The organism is Vibrio sp. 1751 (assembly GCF_033339895.1).
Classification (GTDB): Bacteria; Pseudomonadota; Gammaproteobacteria; order Enterobacterales; family Vibrionaceae; genus Vibrio; species Vibrio alginolyticus.
On the sequence record NZ_JAWOVM010000060.1, the window covers coordinates 7827 to 26652 of the forward strand.

The 18826-nt window shown below is 45.3% G+C and carries 18 protein-coding genes; 7 read left to right on the top strand and 11 right to left on the bottom strand.

The window, feature by feature from the left end:
* Positions 1–175: 175 nt before the first annotated feature.
* The gene (gene rsmI / locus R7041_RS16680; protein ID WP_005372907.1) at positions 176–1039 is read right to left on the bottom strand and encodes a 16S rRNA (cytidine(1402)-2'-O)-methyltransferase; all 864 of its coding nucleotides are present in this window, start codon (positions 1037–1039) and stop codon (positions 176–178) included.
* A 68-nt stretch (positions 1040–1107) separates the two neighbouring features.
* Between rsmI and R7041_RS16685 the strand changes: the two genes are divergently transcribed.
* From R7041_RS16685 to R7041_RS16700, 4 genes are read left to right on the top strand one after another with little or no spacing between them, the layout of a single operon-like run.
* Positions 1108–2919: a penicillin-binding protein activator gene (locus tag R7041_RS16685; protein WP_005372905.1), complete on the top strand. Its 1812-nt coding sequence runs from the start codon at positions 1108–1110 to the stop codon at positions 2917–2919.
* The gene (locus tag R7041_RS16690; protein WP_206949599.1) at positions 2906–3274 is read left to right on the top strand and encodes a YraN family protein; all 369 of its coding nucleotides are present in this window, start codon (positions 2906–2908) and stop codon (positions 3272–3274) included. The genes R7041_RS16685 and R7041_RS16690 overlap by 14 nt, the downstream gene beginning before the upstream one ends.
* A gap of 3 nt (positions 3275–3277) precedes the next feature.
* Positions 3278–3868 (top strand): phosphoheptose isomerase, encoded by a 591-nt coding sequence (locus R7041_RS16695; protein ID WP_005372901.1) that lies wholly within the window; start codon positions 3278–3280, stop codon positions 3866–3868.
* 21 nt (positions 3869–3889) lie between these two features.
* Entirely contained in the window at positions 3890–4558 is a 669-nt protein-coding gene (locus R7041_RS16700; protein WP_053304335.1) for a BON domain-containing protein, read from the top strand.
* 71 nt (positions 4559–4629) lie between these two features.
* On the opposite strand, the gene sspB is transcribed toward R7041_RS16700, so the two are convergent.
* The 8 genes from sspB to zapE all read right to left on the bottom strand — a co-directional run bounded on the left by sspB (position 4630) and on the right by zapE (position 11319).
* Positions 4630–5115: a ClpXP protease specificity-enhancing factor gene (gene sspB, locus R7041_RS16705; RefSeq protein ID WP_005387408.1), complete on the bottom strand. Its 486-nt coding sequence runs from the start codon at positions 5113–5115 to the stop codon at positions 4630–4632.
* A gap of 17 nt (positions 5116–5132) precedes the next feature.
* A complete protein-coding gene (gene sspA, locus R7041_RS16710) occupies positions 5133–5768 on the bottom strand; it encodes a stringent starvation protein SspA (RefSeq protein ID WP_005372897.1) in 636 nt (211 codons plus the stop codon).
* Between the two features lie 96 nt (positions 5769–5864).
* Positions 5865–6602, bottom strand: a complete 738-nt coding sequence (locus R7041_RS16715) for a cytochrome c1 (protein ID WP_005372881.1) — start codon at positions 6600–6602, stop codon at positions 5865–5867.
* Entirely contained in the window at positions 6599–7864 is a 1266-nt protein-coding gene (locus tag R7041_RS16720) for a cytochrome b (RefSeq protein WP_005372880.1), read from the bottom strand. The genes R7041_RS16715 and R7041_RS16720 overlap by 4 nt, the downstream gene beginning before the upstream one ends.
* A complete protein-coding gene (gene petA / locus R7041_RS16725) occupies positions 7864–8454 on the bottom strand; it encodes a ubiquinol-cytochrome c reductase iron-sulfur subunit (RefSeq protein WP_005372877.1) in 591 nt (196 codons plus the stop codon). The genes R7041_RS16720 and petA overlap by 1 nt, the downstream gene beginning before the upstream one ends.
* Before the next feature lie 673 nt (positions 8455–9127).
* Positions 9128–9520, bottom strand: a complete 393-nt coding sequence (rpsI, locus tag R7041_RS16730; RefSeq protein WP_005372876.1) for a 30S ribosomal protein S9 — start codon at positions 9518–9520, stop codon at positions 9128–9130.
* A 15-nt stretch (positions 9521–9535) separates the two neighbouring features.
* Positions 9536–9964, bottom strand: a complete 429-nt coding sequence (gene rplM / locus R7041_RS16735) for a 50S ribosomal protein L13 (RefSeq protein ID WP_005372872.1) — start codon at positions 9962–9964, stop codon at positions 9536–9538.
* Between the two features lie 251 nt (positions 9965–10215).
* Positions 10216–11319 (bottom strand): cell division protein ZapE, encoded by a 1104-nt coding sequence (gene zapE, locus R7041_RS16740; RefSeq protein ID WP_005387411.1) that lies wholly within the window; start codon positions 11317–11319, stop codon positions 10216–10218.
* Positions 11320–11514: 195 nt separating this feature from the next.
* Here zapE and zapG point away from each other — a divergent pair, with 195 nt between their 5' ends.
* The 3 genes from zapG to degS all read left to right on the top strand — a co-directional run bounded on the left by zapG (position 11515) and on the right by degS (position 14781).
* Positions 11515–11958 carry a Z-ring associated protein ZapG gene (zapG, locus tag R7041_RS16745; RefSeq protein WP_005379861.1) on the top strand — a complete coding sequence of 148 codons (444 nt, stop codon included), beginning with the start codon at positions 11515–11517 and terminating at the stop codon, positions 11956–11958.
* Between the two features lie 200 nt (positions 11959–12158).
* Positions 12159–13526, top strand: a complete 1368-nt coding sequence (locus R7041_RS16750) for a Do family serine endopeptidase (RefSeq protein ID WP_025768400.1) — start codon at positions 12159–12161, stop codon at positions 13524–13526.
* Between the two features lie 190 nt (positions 13527–13716).
* Complete coding sequence (gene degS, locus R7041_RS16755) at positions 13717–14781, top strand: outer membrane-stress sensor serine endopeptidase DegS (RefSeq protein ID WP_017633606.1); 1065 nt, start codon at positions 13717–13719, stop codon at positions 14779–14781.
* A gap of 37 nt (positions 14782–14818) precedes the next feature.
* Here degS and parC read toward each other — a convergent pair whose 3' ends face one another.
* Positions 14819–17104 carry a DNA topoisomerase IV subunit A gene (gene parC / locus R7041_RS16760; protein ID WP_017633605.1) on the bottom strand — a complete coding sequence of 762 codons (2286 nt, stop codon included), beginning with the start codon at positions 17102–17104 and terminating at the stop codon, positions 14819–14821.
* Between the two features lie 3 nt (positions 17105–17107).
* Positions 17108–18826 (bottom strand): DNA topoisomerase IV subunit B (parE, locus tag R7041_RS16765; protein WP_318128662.1); only part of this gene is annotated, 1719 nt, incomplete at its 5' end.

The window sequence follows — 18826 nt, forward strand, 5'->3', positions numbered from 1 at the left end:
TCAGCTCCGAGGGCGGATTGTATAGAGTTCTCACTTCAGAGTCTAGTTAGATCACAGATATGATGAAATGAATGCACTAAGTGATGACTTTTTAGTCAGTGCGCCAAAAATAGATAATAAAAAGGCCGATTCCTAAACATCAGCCCTCATTGACCATTTATCTCGCTAGCGGCACTTAGTCTAAGTTTTCTAAGCCCCATTTATATAGCGCATTCTTCTTCAAGTTATGTATTTCTGCCACCAAAGCAGCTGCTTTTTTCAAAGGCAGCTCTTTGGTCAAAATCCCTAACGTGCGTAAAGCATCTTCAGGTAGTGAGTCGTCTGTTGTTTCACGATGGCCATGTACCAACAATACCATTTCACCACGCTGTTGGTTATCGTCACTTTTCACCCATTCAATCAGCTCACCTAACGGCATGCCTTGAATGGTTTCAAAGGTTTTTGTTAGCTCTCTTGCCAACACAACTTCTCTATCTGGGCCAAGAACGTCTAACATGTCTTGTAGAGAGTCTAAAATACGGTGCGGTGACTCGTAAAAAATACACGTACGCTCTACCGAAGCAATCTCTAGGAATTTATCCTTACGACCTTTGCTTTTCGGTGGTAAAAAACCTTCGAAGCTAAAGCGATCAGATGGCAAGCCAGAGGCACTTAACGCCGTAATGACCGCACAGGCACCTGGAAGAGGCACAACTCTAACGCCCGCTTGACGACATTTTGTCACCAAATGGTATCCTGGGTCGCTGATAAGTGGCGTACCAGCGTCAGAAACTAATGCGATAGACTGACCGGAAAGCAGCTTTTCTACCAAAACTTGTGCTTTTTGCTGCTCATTGTGGTCATGTAGAGCAAAAGTTTTGGTTTGAATATTGAAGTGAGACAGTAATTTGCCCGTATGTCGAGTATCCTCAGCGGCAATGATGTCCACAGTCGACAGAATTTCGATAGCACGTTGGGTGATATCCGCTAAATTTCCGATTGGAGTCGGTACGATATAGAGAGTTGGCCCCTCATTCGGCAACTTATTTTTATCTGTCATTTGTTTACCATCACTTCAACGATTAATATAGAGACAATTTTGTACAAAATTATAGAGAACTCACGGCAATGATTAACCATAAGAGACTCAGTGTACCACGCATACTTACTCCTGTTGCACTAGCAATTACGCTCGCCGCCTGTTCTTCAGGTCCAAGACAGCCTGATGGCGTTGATGTAACACTTGAGCCTACTCAGTCTGTTCAGAACTATATGATCCAAGCTGATAGCACGGAAGGCAGTTTACAAAATGACTGGTTGATCATGGCAACCAAAGCCGCGATTCAAGCAAACCAGTTTGATCAAGCAGAAATGTTGATCAAGCGCCTGGCTCGTCAACAGTTAACCGAAGTTCAGCAAGCAGAGTGGCAACTAGCGCGTGCGACCATACAGCAAAAACAGGGTAATTACTCTCAGTTGCTGCAATTGTTGAATTTTAAACCTTGGTGGAAGTTGCCAAATGAGCAATGGAAAGACTATTACTTGATGCGTGCCGACGCTTATCAAGGTCTTAACCAAGCGTTTGAGGCAAACCGCCAACTGGTTGCATTTGGCCAATATGCATCGTCCGCAGAGCAGAGAGAGATTTCTAGCCGTATTTGGATGAACTTTGGCAGCTACTCCGAGTACGAACTGACCTCATTAGAAACAGAGCCAAATGAAGATGTTTTAGATGGTTGGCTACAACTCGCTATTTATGCGAAAACGCTGTCGGGCAACTTATCCCAACTAAAAAATACCCTAGAACGCTGGTTAAACGAGAACCCATCTCACCCAGCCGCTATCTACACACCAGAAGAGATTCAAAACATTCTCTCTCTAGACATAGTTAAACCAAACAACACCGCTTTGTTACTGCCGCTTACTGGTAAATTCTCGCCACAAGCGCAATTAATTCGTGATGGTTTTGTGTTTGCGATGATGAATGATCGTAACCGTGATCCAAGCGCTACCCTCACGGTAATAGACACTAATGCGTATAACGCCGACCAAATTAAACAACGTTTGATCAATGAAAACATCGACTTTGTTGTTGGTCCCCTAGAAAAAGAAAACGTTGAGCTATTGCACACAACCATGGATGGCTCAGAAAATGGTCCTACGATTCCAGCCCTTGCGCTAAATATTCCCGAAGATGTGCAACCAGATAGCAATATTTGCTACTTGGCATTATCACCAGAACAAGAAGCCGCACAGGCAGCGAAACACTTGTTCAGCGAAGGCTATAACTTCCCTCTGATTCTGGCACCAAAGGGCAGCTTTGGTGAGCGTGTAACTGAAGCGTTCAACAAAGAATGGCGCAAGTACAGCTCTAATAAAGTCGCAGCAAGTTATTTTGGCGACAAGCGCCAACTTCAAAAAGACATCAATGAAGTATTTGGTCTGCAAGAAAGCAAACAACGTATTGCTCAGATGCAATCACTAATGCGTATCAAGCTTGAAACACAGCCACGTAGCCGTCGTGATGTCGATGCGGTTTATATTGTTGCTAGAAGCACGGAACTGACTTTGATCAAGCCGTTTATTGAGGTAGCGATTAACCCAGACGCCAAAGCACCACAAATTTTCTCTAGCTCGCGTAGCAACAGTGGCGGCGCGACTTACGAAGATCTAACAGGCATCATCTACAGCGATATCCCATTACTGATTGACCCAGACCCTAGCGTGACCGCTGAAATGAACGAGCTGTGGTCAGAGCAATCTAACATGGAAAAACGTTTGAAAGCACTGGGTATGGATGCGTATAAATTGATTGGGGAGCTGCCACAAATGAAGGTCGTTCCGGGCTACTCAGTTGGCGGCCAAACCGGTATTTTAAGTATCGACAATAATTGTGTTGTACAGCGTGAGCTAAGCTGGGCTGAGCGTGGGGCTCTTTAGTAAGCGCCAAATCGGAAATCAATATGAAGCTCTGGCGAAGCAGTATTTACAACGCCAGGGCTTAAACTTAATTGAACAAAATTTTCTGACTAAGGTCGGTGAGATTGATTTAATCTTCCAACAAGGTGAAACTATTGTGTTTGTTGAAGTCAAATACCGTAAGAACAATCACTTTGGCTCGGCAGCAGAAATGGTGACGCACGCTAAAATGCGCAAGCTAGTCAAAACCGCACAAGTTTGGCTTAGCCAACAAAAGCGCTTAAAACACAATATCGATTATCGATTTGATGTCATCGCCATTCATGATAATGGGCGAGATATCAACTGGATAGAAAACGCAATCTCTGAAGGATAAGCGATGCTAGACAGCATTAAAGACAGCTTTACAGAAAGTATTCAAATTCAAATCGCAGCAGCAGAGGCGCTGCCTGATGCCATTACTCATGCAGCTCAAGCGATGGTGTCGAGCCTGCTTAATGGCAATAAAATTTTATGTTGTGGTAATGGCGGCAGTGCTTCAAACGCTCAACAATTTGTTTCTTGTCTTTTAAACCGTTTTGAAACTGAGCGCCCTAGCCTACCAGCAATGGCCTTAACCGCCGATAATACCACCCTAACCGCAGTGGCCAACGATTACCACTACCAGGAAATCTTCTCAAAACAGGTACGAGCGTTTGGTCAACCAGGCGACATTTTGCTTGCCATGTCGACTAGCGGTAACAGTAAAAATATTATCAAAGCGATGGAAGCAGCCGTAACTCGAGACATGACGATTATCGCGCTAACAGGAAAAGATGGCGGAGAGATGGCAGGGCTGCTCGGTGAGAACGACGTCGAAATTCGTATTCCATCACACCGCACTGCACGTATTCACGAAGTACATATGGTAACACTCCATTGTCTTTGTGATCTTATTGACCAGGTGCTTTTCCCTGCTCACGAAGAGTAACCAAGACTGAGAGTCAGAATTATGATACGTAGCCTTGTTATCTTATTAACAGCATTGAGTTTAAGTGGTTGCGCAGGTTTGTTTATCGCAGGTGCAGCAACCACAGCGAATATTGTCACGGACACACGCACGACAAAACAAATCTGGCAGGACAATAACATCGAGTTCGAAGTTGCGGCGATCGGCAATAAAGCACCGTTTAAAGGTGAAGTTCGTGTCGTTGCCAGTTCATATAATGGGACTGTAGTCCTTATGGGACAGGCTCCGACACAAGACCTTATCCTTGCTTTAGAGCGAAGAGCTAGAGAAGTTAGTGGTGTAAAAGTCATACACAATCAAATCAAACAAAAAGAGCCACTCACTGTTACCCAGATTAGCAATGACAGCTGGATCACAACCAAAGTAAAGTCAGCTTTGCTTACTGATTCTGAGCTTAATGGTGTTAAGGTTAAAGTGATCACCGAAGATGGCGACGTTTTTCTGTTTGGTTATGTCACGCCAGAGCAAAGCGATCGAGCGACAGAAATCGCGCGTAATATCTCAGGCGTAAAACAAGTCATTAAAGGGTTCCAATACGGCGAAATGGAGCCTGTTGAAGTAGACTTACCGAGTGACGGTGTACAAACAATAGAAAGTGAGGCAAGCACAGAAAGTGAAGAGAACGTCGAAGTCTTTACGATTAGTGAGTAATTTCCAAAGTCTGGCTTGAAATCATCTTCAACAAGTTAAAAAGAAAAAAGCAGCGTTACGCTGCTTTTTTATTATTTAATCACTCTTAAGCTTGGTTTGCCTTTTGGTCGAGGAGCATCGTCCTCTTCGGCATCTGAATCAGAAACTAACTCAGAAGGCTCATCACTAACCGTTGTAAACGATGGGGATGATTCTTCCTCGGTCATCGCTTCTTCTTCGATGTGAGTGTACGCTTCTTCTGGTTCAAACATAGTACCAGCACCATTCTCACGTGCATAAATAGCTTGAACAGCATACACAGGCACGATCACTGAGTGCGGACGACCGCTAAAGCGAGCATGGAAGGTAATCGCATCATTACCTAACTCAAGATTACCCACTGCACGTGGCGCAATATTCAAAATAATTTGACCATCTTGAATAAATTCAACCGGGACACGCACCCCTGGCATTGTTGCATCCACAACCAAGTGAGGAGTCAAGTCATTGTCTACTAACCAGTCGTAAAATGCGCGAAGCATATACGGGCGGCGAGCAGTCATTTTTGCAATATCCATAACGTGTTTTAAATCGCTTAGCGAACTAGGCGCATTTCACGTTCAGCTTCAGTCAAAGAAGCAAGGAACGAATCACGTTCAAATACGCGGTTCATGTATACCTTGATTTCTTTTGAACCAGGGCCAACAAGATCGATACCAAGTTGAGGCAAACGCCACAATAGTGGAGCTAGGTAACAATCGATCAAGCTGAATTCTTCGCTCATGAAGTACTCATATTCAGCAAAAATTGGCGCTAACGTCAGAAGATCATTACGCAGCTTTGTGCGTGCTTTTTCTGATTCTTCCGCATTACCTTTCATCACTTTTTCAGCGAGTGAATACCAGTTGCGTTCGATACGGTACATCATCAAGCGGCTGTTGCCACGAGCAACAGGGTAAACCGGCATTAGAGGTGGATGAGGGAAACGCTCGTCCAAGTACTCCATGATGATTTTTGAATCGTAAAGAGCTAGCTCACGGTCAACAAGAGTTGGCACTGATTTATATGGGTTTAGCTCAACAAGCTCAGCAGGAAGGTTTGCTTCGTCAACAAGCTCAACTTCAACACTTACGCCTTTTTCAGCTAGTACAATGCGAACCTGATGGCTATACAAATCTGATGCACTTGAGAAAAGAGTCATCACAGAACGTTTATTGGCAGCTACAGCCATGGAGCCCTCCAGTACACTTACAAATAAAAACAATGGAGGCTAAGCCTCCATTGTACATCAATTAAAATTGGGAATTAGCACGGTATTTTAGCACAATTAATGCACATCGCGCCAATACTCTTTCTTGAGCATCACAACAACGATGGTTAGAAGCACTAAGAAGCCCATTACCCACCAGCCTAAAGCATGACGCTCAAGCTGCACTGGGTCACCTGAATAAACTAAGAAGTTAACGAGATCGCCAACCGCTTTGTCATATTCGCCTTCACTCAGCTCACCCGTGCCATCGGTTTCAGTACCAACAACAACTTGTACTTCTTCGCCATCTACGATTTTCGTATCGTAAATCGGCGTCGGGATGCCCTGTAGCTCTTCAAGTACATGCGGCATACCAACACTCGGGAAGACGATGTTGTTCACGCCGAATGGACGAGATGGATCAACATAGAAAGAGCGTAAGTAAGTGTATAACCAATCAGCACCACGAACTCGTGCAACCAACGTAAGATCTGGTGGTGGAGCACCAAACCAGTTTGCCGCTTGCTTCGGTGGCATAGCATTGACCATTAGATCACCGATTTTCGCTTCAGGATTGAAAATCAGGTTTTCTTTCATTAAGTCTGTTGGAATTTCCAAGTCTGTTGCTACACGCTCGTAACGCTGGTATTGCGTAGAGTGACAAGCAAAACAGTAGTTCATGAACAACTTCGCGCCGTTTTGTAGCGAAGCTTTATCCGTAAGGTCAACATTCGCTTTATCCAGCGGAACATTGGCCCCAGCTGCCATCGCTAGTGATGGCAACATAGCAAATAGAATTACAATCCACTTCTTCATTTGAATGTCACCCTCTCTGGTAATGGTTTGGTTGCTTCATTTTTGCTGTAGAAGAACAGCAACACAAAGAACATGAAGTAACACAAGCTAAAGATCTGAGATAGTAGTGTGTACGTTGGTGTCGCAGGTAACGCACCTAAAATACCCAGAGCGATAAAGGCGATAGTGAACTGTACAATATTCAATAGATGAAGTTTGCTACGGTAACGGTATGAACGAACTTTACAACGATCCAACCAAGGTAGAACAAACAGCACTGCAATTGACGCGCCCATTAGGATAACACCTAATAGTTTGTCTGGAACCGCACGTAAGATTGCGTAGAACGGCGTGAAGTACCATACCGGAGCAATATGCTCTGGTGTCTTCAGTGGGTTTGCAGCTTCAAAGTTAGGCGGCTCAAGGAAGTACCCACCCATTTCTGGGTTAAAGAACAGCACGTAACAGAAGAAGAACAAGAAACCAGCGACACCGACCAAGTCCTTAACCGTGCCGTACGGATGGAAAGGAATCGAATCAATGATGTCATATTTCTTCGTATAGTAATCGTGGAACTTGAATTGCGTTTTGTAATCGTCGCCCATTGAGCCTTTTGGCAGCTTAGTTTCGATACCATCCGGGTTGTTTGAGCCTACTTCGTGCAGCGCCAATACGTGCAGAACAACAAGAAGAAGCAAAACAATAGGCAGGGCAATAACGTGTAGTGCGAAGAAACGGTTTAGCGTTGCACCAGAGATGATGTAGTCACCACGAATCCAAAGCGTTAGGTCATCACCGATAACAGGAATAGCACCAAACAGGGAAATGATTACCTGTGCACCCCAGTATGACATCTGACCCCATGGAAGTAGGTAACCCATGAACGCTTCAGCCATGAGAACAAGAAAGATCAACATACCGAAGATCCACAATAGTTCACGAGGTTTTTGGTATGAACCGTAGATCAAACCACGGAACATGTGAAGATACACAACAACGAAAAACGCTGACGCGCCAGTGGAATGCATGTAACGCAGAAGCCAACCGTACTCTACATCACGCATAATGTATTCGATAGACGCAAATGCACCGTCACCTGAAGGAACATAGTTCATCGTTAGCCAAATACCCGTTAGGATTTGGTTAACAAGAACCAGCATCGCCAGAGAACCGAAAAGGTACCAAAAGTTGAAGTTCTTAGGCATTGGGTATTCAGACAAATGCTTTTTATAAGCATTCATTGCAGGAATACGCTTTTCAACCCAATCTAACATTGCTTGCATTATGCATCTCCCTCATCAACACCCACAATGAGCTTGGTATCGCTCAAATACATGTGCTTAGGAACGACAAGGTTCAACGGAGCAGGTACTCCTTGGAACACTCGACCAGCCATGTCGAACTTAGAACCATGACAAGGACAGAAGAAGCCAGATCTTACGCCCTGCACCTGCTCTGAGAAAGAGTCAGGTAGATAGGTTGGTGAACAACCTAAGTGGGTACAGAAACCAACTGCGACGAAAAACTCTTCCTTAATCGAACGAAACTCATTCTGAGCGTACTCAGGCTGCTGCTCCATTTCAGATTGTGGATCGCGAAGCTTATCACCGATCGATTTTAAGTTATCCAGAACGCTTTGAGTGCGGCGAACAATCCATACAGGTTTTCCCTGCCACTCAACACGAACCAGCTGACCTGGTTCAATTTTACTTATATCCACTTCCACCGGTGCGCCCGCCGCTTTGGCTTTAGCACTCGGATTCCATGATTTGATAAAAGGCACGGCGACGGCGACTGCCCCTAACCCACCAACAACTGCCGTTGTAGCGGTTAGAAAACGCCTGCGACCGTTATTTAAAGGCGCGTTGCTCATCCAAACATTCTCCCATTTGCTCCCTTTGGATCGTTATTATTCCGCTTATAAGAGCATGGCTAACAAATAATGAATTTAGTTCTATTTATTGGAGGGAAATGATAAAGAAAACCCTACTTTTTGACAAGATAAAGCTACCTTTTTGTAACATTTGTGAGGCAAATCGCTCGCGTCGTCACAAAAGCGGCAGAATTATAAAAAATTGATGTGATTTGTAACAAGAAAGCACCACATAGAAGCCCCGCTGAAAGCAGATAAAACCTTTTATCTTGGTAGTTTTCAGTTAATTACACAGAGAAATATTTCGTATTACGCGTTCAGCTTACTGTGTTTATATTTTCAATTTTGTAGCACGCAGAATGCTCAAAAAGGAGCGTAAGTCATTTTAAAAAATGTTACAGGAAGAATAAGATACAAAGACATTCTTGCTGATGAATACATCTATGCTGCATCGCAAGAGAAAGCGTGGTGAGTCGTGATTAAATAAGGCACAGATATAAAACGGCACTGGCAACCTTTCGACGAAGAGGACGAATAAGAAGGCCTGCTCGGAGTGTGATGATAAGTGAAGGCTGTTCGTTGCTTTAAATACAAAAAAGCCCGGCATAGAGCCGAGCTTTTGGTACACAGTTTCCAGAGTAACTCTGAAAGCATAATTCCCGATAAGAGGAAATTAACGCTTAGAGAACTGTGGACGACGACGTGCTTTACGTAGACCAACTTTCTTACGTTCAACGCAACGAGCGTCACGAGTAACGTAGCCAGCTGCGCGTAGAGCAGGACGTAGAGACTCATCGTATTCCATAAGCGCGCGAGTGATACCGTGACGGATAGCACCAGCTTGACCAGAAATACCGCCGCCTTTAACTGTTACGTAAAGGTCTAGCTTTTCAGTTAGTTCAACTAGCTCTAGAGGTTGTTGTACAACCATACGTGCTGTTGGACGACCGAAGTATTCGTCAAGGTTACGCTTGTTTACTACAATGTTACCGCTGCCTGGTTTAATGAAAACACGTGCAGCTGAGCTTTTGCGACGGCCAGTGCCGTAGTATTGATTCTCTGCCATTTTCGAAATCCCCAATTAGATGTCTAGTACTTGTGGTTGTTGAGCAACATGGTTGTGCTCAGCGCCCGCGTAAACTTTTAGCTTACGGTACATAGCACGGCCTAGAGGACCACGTGGAAGCATGCCTTTAACTGCAAGCTCAAGAGCCATCTCAGGTTTACGATCGATCAACTTTTCAAAAGTGATAGATTTTAGACCACCTGGGAATTCAGAGTGACGGTAGTACACTTTGTTCTTAGCTTTGTTACCAGTTACAGCAACTTTCTCAGCGTTGATAACGATGATGTAATCACCAGTGTCAACGTGAGGAGTGTATTCAGCTTTATGTTTGCCACGTAGGCGAGATGCAATTTCACTTGCTAGACGGCCAAGAGTTTTACCTTCAGCGTCTACAACGTACCAGTCGCGTTTTACAGTTTCTGGTTTAGCAACGAAAGTTTTCATGCTAACAATAACCCGTTAATTAAATTTTAAACTTTAAAGGAACACCCAATAGTGCTCCCACACTGTCTAAGAGCCCAGTCATCACCCCTTCGAGTCGTTGGTACTCTCGACCTTCAATTTCGAAATAACTTCGATAATCAGGTCTGCAGTAACGGTGGGTCGCAGGATTATAGAGAAGAGCGAAGAAAAAATCACCTTTTTTTGCGCCAAATCACTAATTTTTTCTTCACTTTTTTAAGAACCCATTGGATCTAGGCCAAATGTTCACGCGCGAGATACTCATGACTTTGCATCTCAGTAAGCCGAGACAAACAGCGCTTAAATTCGAACTCTAACTGCCCGTCAGTATATAAGTCGGCCATTGGCACTTCAGCAGAAATAATCAACTTAACATTGCGCTCGTAAAACTCATCGACCAGCGCGATAAAGCGTCTCGCCGCATCATCTATTTTTCGGTTCATTTGTTGAACATCTGCCAGTAATACCGTGTGGTAAATACGAGACAATTCAATGTAGTCATTTTGACTGCGAGCAGTTTGACACAACTGAGCAAACGACGCATGCAGCACCCCGTCGCTTGCTTCAATCACCGCTAGTTGACGGTGGTTAACTTCGATTTGATGAGCAACAAACTGACGCTCTCCAGTCAGCTGCTGATAATATTTGTTAAGGTTTATGCTAGCCTGCTCATCAAGCGGGTAATGGTATATTTCAGCCTGTTCTAACGTTCTTAAGCGATAATCAACGCCACTATCGACATTCAACACTTCACAACGTGCCAAAATCATATCGATCGCGGGCAAAAAGCGCGCTCTTTGCAAACCGTTACGATATAAGTTCTGCGGCTCAATGTTTGAAGTCGCGACTAGGATCATCTGCCGCTTGAACATTTCTTGAAGTAGCGTTGCAAGGATCATCGCATCAGTAATGTCGGAAACAAAAAATTCATCAAAGCAAACCACATCGGCTTCTTCTTTAAATTTATCCGCCACTTTTGATAGCGGATTTTCGACATCACCTAACAGCTTCAACTCATCATGTACTCGATACATAAATCGATGGAAGTGGACGCGCATTTTTCTTTGGGTCGGTAAAGCATCAAAAAATGCATCCATAAGGTAGGTTTTACCGCGACCTACCCCACCCCAAAAGTAAAGACCTTTTGGTGGTTCAGGCTTGTCGATTTTTTTCCCCATTAGCTTTTGCCATTTGGAAAGCTGAGGCACAGGCGCTGACTGAAATTCAACGATAGCATGGTAAAGCTTGTCTAATGCAACGACCGCTTGATACTGAGCTTCATCACGCTGAAACCCGTGTTCTGCTATGTCTTTTTGATATTGTTGTAGTGGTGTCATCGTATTAAGTCGTATAGAGGTATAGAGAAAAGGGTTACCTCGGGGTCAACTTTGAGAATAGAGAGAAGTAGTTATCAGTCCCCGAAGACATACTGCTATTTTTCTTTATCGGCTGTTCAAGCCATAGTAACATGGACGAGCACCGCGTGTAACTAAGTAGTAAAAGACTTGTTAAAACAACTATAAGGAGCAGTTATGCCTTGGATTTATGCCATTGTGGGTTTGCTGGTCGGTACAATCGTAGGCGTAGTCATTAGTAGACTAACCACCCCTGAATACAAGAAACAAAAGTCTGTGCAGAAAGAACTTGAAGCGGCCAAGTTTGAATTAGAGCAACAACGTCAAGAGCTCGTCGATCACTTTGCACAAACCGCAGAAATGTTGGACACCCTAGGTAAAGATTACACCAAGCTATACCAACATATGGCCAAGACCTCTTCTGAGCTTTTGCCAAACTTACCAGAACAAGACAACCCGTTTGATAAGAAAACGGCAATGTCGTCTGAAACCATTGCAGAAGATCAACCAGAGTTTAACGAACAACCAAAAGACTACGCTAATGGCGCCACCGGTCTTTTGAAGGATCAAGAGAAAGAAATCATTAATGCTCCCGAAGCGGTAACCGCAAAAGCATCATAATCCTCTCTTACTTCTATCTAGGGCCGATACATTTGTATCGGCCCTTTTTTGAACTTTTTCCCCTCACCTTCGCTCTAACTTGGGTGTGCACTGCCTCCCCTTTTGATTGTCCGAACTAGACCCTATATTAGTTATTAACAAAGTGAACTAACCGTTCGGATATTTCTTTTTGGCAGACATGTTTCAAGAGGAGTTATTGGATGAAAAAACCACTGCTTGCGCTCACCGTTCTATCTCTGAGTTTGGGTTCGATTATTGCCCCAGTTCAAGCCACTGCCGCATTACCTTTGAATGTGGATGGCCAACAGTTACCTAGCTTGGCACCAATGCTTGAGAAGGTGACCCCAGCTGTTGTGAGTATTGCTGTAGAAGGTAAACAAGTACAAACCAGCCGCATTCCCGAGCAATTTCAATTTTTCTTTGGCCCAGACTTTCCTATGGAACAAAGGCGAGAGCGCCCGTTCAGAGGTTTAGGTTCTGGTGTCATTATTGATGCGAAGAAAGGCCATATTGTCACTAACTACCATGTGATTAAGGGGGCAGATGAGATTCGAGTTCGCCTCTTTGACGGGCGCGAGTATGACGCTACGCTCGTTGGCGGTGATGAAATGGCCGATGTTGCGTTACTTAAATTAGAGAAAGCGAAAAACTTAACGCAGATTAAGGTCGCGGATTCCGACAAACTGCGTGTCGGTGACTTTACGGTTGCGATTGGTAACCCATTTGGACTCGGTCAAACTGTGACTTCGGGTATTGTTTCAGCCCTTGGTCGTAGCGGCTTAAACGTTGAAAACTTCGAAAACTTCATCCAAACCGATGCCGCAATTAACAGCGGTAACTCTGGTGGTGCATTGGTCAACCTTAATGGTGAGCTGATCGGTATTAATACTGCGATTTTAGGCCCTAACGGCGGTAATGTGGGTATTGGCTTTGCGATTCCATCAAACATGATGAAAAACCTCACTGATCAAATTCTAGAGTTTGGTGAAGTCAAACGCGGCATGTTGGGTGTGCAAGGTGGCGAAGTAACCTCTGAGCTAGCTGATGCATTGGGTTACGAGTCAAGTAAAGGGGCCTTTATTGGTCAAGTCGTACCGGACAGCGCAGCCGATAAAGCAGGGTTAAAAGCCGGTGACGTAATTGTATCGGTGAACGGCAAAGCGATTAATACTTTCTCAGAGCTCCGCGCAAAAGTGGCAACACTGGGAGCAGGTAAAGAAATCACATTAGGTGTGGTTCGAGATGGTAAGAATAAAACCTTTGATGTAACGCTTGGCGAATCTACGAATATGAAAGCTAAAGCGGAGACATTACATGAGGGACTCAAAGGTGCGGAGTTAAGCAATACAACACCAAGTGATGTAATCCAAGGTGTTAAAGTATCGAGCGTTGCAGATAACTCTCCAGCGGCTCAATATCAATTACAACAAGGTGACATTATTATCGGTGTGAACCGTCAACGAGTGAAAAACCTTGCCGAGCTTCGTACAATCGTAGAGAAACACAAAGGTGTACTGGCTCTTAATATTCAACGTGGTGAACGTACTATTTATCTTGTCATTCGTTAACCACTTTCAAAGTGATAGGAAATAAGGTTTTCGATGCATAGTACTGAGTGATAAGGCTCGATCACTTTTCCTTATCGCTCAATAACTAATGAAAAGGGCAGCGCGATGACGTGCTGCCCTTTTGTTATTTTTCAATGTAATGCTATTCTTCATCTTCGATGCCATTTTGGCGCTCACGCATGGAGAGGATATGCTCAGCTTTTTATTACGTTCTGTCTTTTTAGGCTTGGCTACTGCCGCAGTGGTATTACTGGCGGTTCCATCTTTGCGCAACAACGTAATTCCTGCCGCGCTTGATCCTCAACCTGTTAATATCGCATCAGTCGAGTTGACGTTTAATCAAGCGGTCCGAAGAGCAGCGCCTGCAGTGGTAAACATCTACAGCCGTAAGTATGTTGAGAATGATCGCAGTAAACTCTCGACTCAAGGTCTGGGGTCAGGTGTCATTGTTAGTGAGAAAGGCTACATCATTACTAACTATCATGTGGTTGCTCAAGCTGATCAAATTGTTGTGGCATTACAAGACGGCAGAGCCGCAGCGGCTCAGCTCGTAGGGACAGATAAACGTACTGATATAGCCGTGCTGCGTGTCGAAGGTTCGAATTTGCCCGTAATCCCTCTGAACTCTAATTACAAACCACAAGTGGGCGATGTAGTACTAGCCATCGGTAACCCATACAACCTTGGACAAACCACAACGTTCGGCATTATTTCTGCCACAGGTCGTTCATCTATTAGCGATGGTCGTCAAGCATTCATTCAAACCGATGCCGCCATCAATGAAGGTAACTCTGGTGGAGCCCTAGTGAACACACAAGGCGAGCTCGTCGGCATTAACACCGCCTCTTTTCAGCAAGCGACAGACTTAGAAACTTACGGTATTTCTTTTGCGATCCCTGCGCCGCTAGCCAGTAAGATCATGCAGAAAATCATCGCTGATGGCCGCGTGATTCGTGGTTATATTGGAATCGACGGCCAAGACATTAATGCGGTCACTGCTCGCCTACTTGGAAATGAACACATAGGTGGTATTGTCGTACTTGGTATTGATCCAAATGGCCCAGCCAATGCGGCTGGCTTTCAAAAACAAGATATCATTATCAGTATTGATGGCAATAAGGTTCAGGGGCGTCAGAGCGTTATGGATATCGTCACCGATTTACGTCCTGGCACCACCGTGGACGTCGGTATCATTCGCAAAGGAAAAGAGATGACCTTGAAAGTCACCATTGCTGAAGACAAGCAAGAAGCATAAAAAATCCCAGCCATTGGCTGGGATTTTTATTTGTGCGTTACTCGCTATCGCTCGGTGTTTCCGTCGTATCGGAATCATCCAGCTCAACTTCAATGCGAGTGACTCGCTGCAAACCTCTCGGTAATAACCCACCTCGGCGACCACGTTCGCCACGGAAGTTATCAAGGTCAGACGGTTTAAGACCCAACTTTCGCTTACCCGCGTACAGCGTTAACGATGCACCTTTTGGTAAAGACATTAAGTGAGATAGTACTTCTTCTCGCTCTTTTGCTTTAGCAGCAGGAATGTTGATGATCTTATTCCCTTTACCTTTCGCCAGTTGTGGCAAGTCTTTGATTGGGAACAGCAGCATGCGACCTTGGTTAGTGATTGCTAAGATTTCATCAGAGTCTAAATCTTCAATCTCTTTTGGCGTCATGATCTCAGAGTTGGCAGGTAAAGTGACGAGCGCTTTACCACTGCGGTTTTTAGACAGCAAGTCCGCGCCTTTACATACAAAGCCGTAACCTGCATCTGAACCCACCAGCCACAGCTGATCTTCTTCACTCATGATGACTTGGCGAATACTGCTACCAGCCGTAATATTCAAGCGACCGGTAATCGGCTCACCTTGACTACGAGCAGAAGGCAGTGAGTGCGATTCCAGAGAGTAACTTCGACCGTCACTACCTAGGAATACCGCAGGCTGATTACTCTTACCTCGAGCATGCGCTAAATACTTATCACCCGACTTATAGTTTAAGCCTTCGGCATCCACGTCATGGCCTTTCGCGTGACGAATCCAACCTTTCTCAGAAAGCACAACCGTGATTGGCTCACTTGGTACGAGGTCACGTTCAGTCAGCGCTTTTGCTTCTGCACGCTCAACCATTGGAGAGCGACGGTCATCACCGTATTTCTCTGCGTCTGCTTTGATTTCTTTTTTCAGTAGTGTGTTCAGACGACGCTCAGAACCGAGTAGCTGTTCTAGCTTCTCACGCTCTTTCTCTAGCTCGTCTTGCTCACCACGGATCTTCATCTCTTCTAGTTTTGCTAGATGACGAAGTTTGGTATCTAAAATTGCATCCGCTTGGATATCGGTAATACCAAAGCGTTCCATCAGCACAGCTTTTGGATCGTCTTCAGTACGGATGATCTCAATCACTTCATCTAGGTTGAGGTAAGCAACCAACAAACCTTCCAAGATGTGTAGACGAGCCATTACTTTGTCTAGGCGGTGTTGTAGACGACGACGCACAGTCGTACGACGGAACTCGATCCACTCAGATAGAATTTGCACCAGACCTTTAACTTGAGGACGGTTATCCAAACCAATCATGTTCAAGTTAACGCGGTAACTGCGCTCAAGATCCGTTGATGCGAACAAGTGGTTCATCAACAAGTCACAATCGACACGGTTTGACTTAGGCACCACAACGATACGCGTTGGGTTCTCGTGATCCGATTCGTCACGAAGATCGTCAACCATTGGCAGCTTCTTCGCACGCATCTGGTTAGCGATTTGCTCAAGCAGTTTGGCACCCGATACTTGGTGAGGCAAAGAAGTGATAACAATATCAGAACCTTCTTTATGCCAAACCGCGCGCATTTTGATGCTGCCACGACCGTTGCGGTAAATCTTCTCGATATCCGCTTGCGGCGAGATAATTTCTGCTTCTGTTGGGTAATCTGGACCTTTGACATACTGCATCACGTCCGGCAGTTCTGCTTTCGGGTTGTCGATCAAATGAATAGTCGCATCTGCGATTTCACGAACGTTGTGCGGTGGGATGTCTGTTGCCATACCAACGGCAATGCCGGTTACACCGTTAAGCAGGATATGAGGCAGACGTGCTGGCAACATTTGTGGCTCTTTCATTGTGCCATCAAAGTTAGGTTGCCATTCAACCGTGCCCTGACCAAGTTCGCCAAGCAATACTTCAGCAAACTTAGACAGTTTTGCTTCGGTATAACGCATTGCCGCAAATGATTTCGGATCATCTGGCGCACCCCAGTTACCTTGACCATCCACTAATGGATAGCGGTAAGAGAATGGCTGAGCCATCAATACCATCGCTTCGTAACACGCTGAATCACCGTGCGGATGGTATTTACCTAGCACGTCACCAACGGTACGTGCAGATTTTTTGTATTTTGCTGATGCAGAGAGACCAAGCTCTGACATCGCATAAATGATGCGTCGTTGAACCGGCTTTAAGCCATCACCAATGTATGGCAAGGCGCGGTCCATGATTACGTACATCGAGTAGTTCAGATAAGCGTCTTCAGTGAACTTGCGCATTGGCAATTGTTCGACGCCATCGTAGGTAATTTCTGTAGACATCCGTTACACCTCTGCCAAGTCGCCGTTGTTTTGTAGCCAAGAACGACGGTCATCTGCACGCTTTTTACCTAGCAGCATGTCCATCATTTCCATGGTCGCCGTAGAGTCGTCAATGGTTAACTGCACTAAGCGACGCGTGTTCGGATCCATGGTGGTTTCACGCAACTGAAGTGGGTTCATCTCACCCAGACCTTTGAATCGTTGCACGTTGATTTTGGCTTTCTTCTTCGACAAGCGCTCTAAAATGCCATCTTTTTCATCATCATCGAGGGCGTAGAACACTTCTTTCCCGCAGTCGATTCGATACAGAGGCGGCATCGCCACATAGATATGACCCGCTTCCACTAGTGCGCGGAAGTGACGAGTAAATAGAGCACAAAGCAGCGTTGCGATGTGAAGACCATCCGAGTCCGCATCGGCAAGGATACAGATCTTACCGTAACGAAGACTCTCGAGGTTGTCGCTATCTGGGTCAATACCCAAAGCAACTGAGATATCGTGTACTTCTTGAGACGCAAGAACTTGATCGGCAGAGACTTCCCACGTGTTCAAGATCTTACCACGCAGTGGCATCACAGCTTGGAATTCACGGTCACGTGCCTGTTTTGCCGAGCCACCCGCAGAGTCACCCTCCACAAAGAAGATTTCCGTGCGACTTAAGTCCTGTGCAGAACAGTCGGTCAACTTACCTGGCAGTGCCGGGCCAGAAGCCACTTTCTTACGTACGACTTTTTTCGCCGCTCGCATACGACGATGCGCGTTAGCGATACAGACTTCTGCCAATTGCTCTGCGAGCTGAGGCTTTTCGTTCAACCAAAGACTGAACGCATCTTTTACAACGCCAGAGACAAATGCCGCGGTTTGACGAGAAGAGAGACGTTCCTTGGTCTGGCCTGCAAATTGTGGATCTTGAATTTTAACCGACAGCACGTAAGAACAGCGGTCGAAAACGTCATCACCCGTTAGCTTCACACCACGAGGTAATAGATTACGGAACTCACAGAATTCGCGCATCGCTTCCAACAAGCCTTGGCGTAAACCATTAACGTGCGTACCACCTTGAGCGGTTGGGATTAGGTTAACGTAGCTTTCGGTGATCATTTCACCGCCTTCTGGCTGCCAAATTACCGCCCAGTTTGCCGCTTCAGTATCCGCCAAGAACTCACCAGTAAATGGTTCTTCAGGAATAACTGGATAGCCTTTTACACCTTCCGCAAGATAGTCTTTAAGACCGTCTTCGTAGTACCACTTATAGTCTTTGCCATTAACTTTGTCGGTTAATGTGATTTCTAAGCCCGGACACAAAACCGCTTTTGCGCGCAGGTTGTTGACTAAGCGCGTCACAGAGAAGTTAGCCGAATCGAAGTACTTCGCATCAGGCCAGAAATGTACGCTGGTACCGCGATTGCGACGACCACATGTGCCAGTTACGGTCAGATCAGACACTTTCTCGCCGTGTTCAAATGCAATTTCATACACTTGACCATCACGACGAACTGTTACTTCAACGCGTTTTGACAACGCGTTTACTACAGATATACCTACCCCGTGCAAACCACCAGAGAATTGGTAGTTTTTGTTAGAGAACTTACCACCCGCATGTAGCTTACATAGAATTAGCTCTACGCCTGATACTTTCTCTTCTGGGTGGATATCAACAGGCATGCCTCGACCATCATCGATCACTTCGAGTGATTGGTCAGCATGTAGGATAACTTGTAC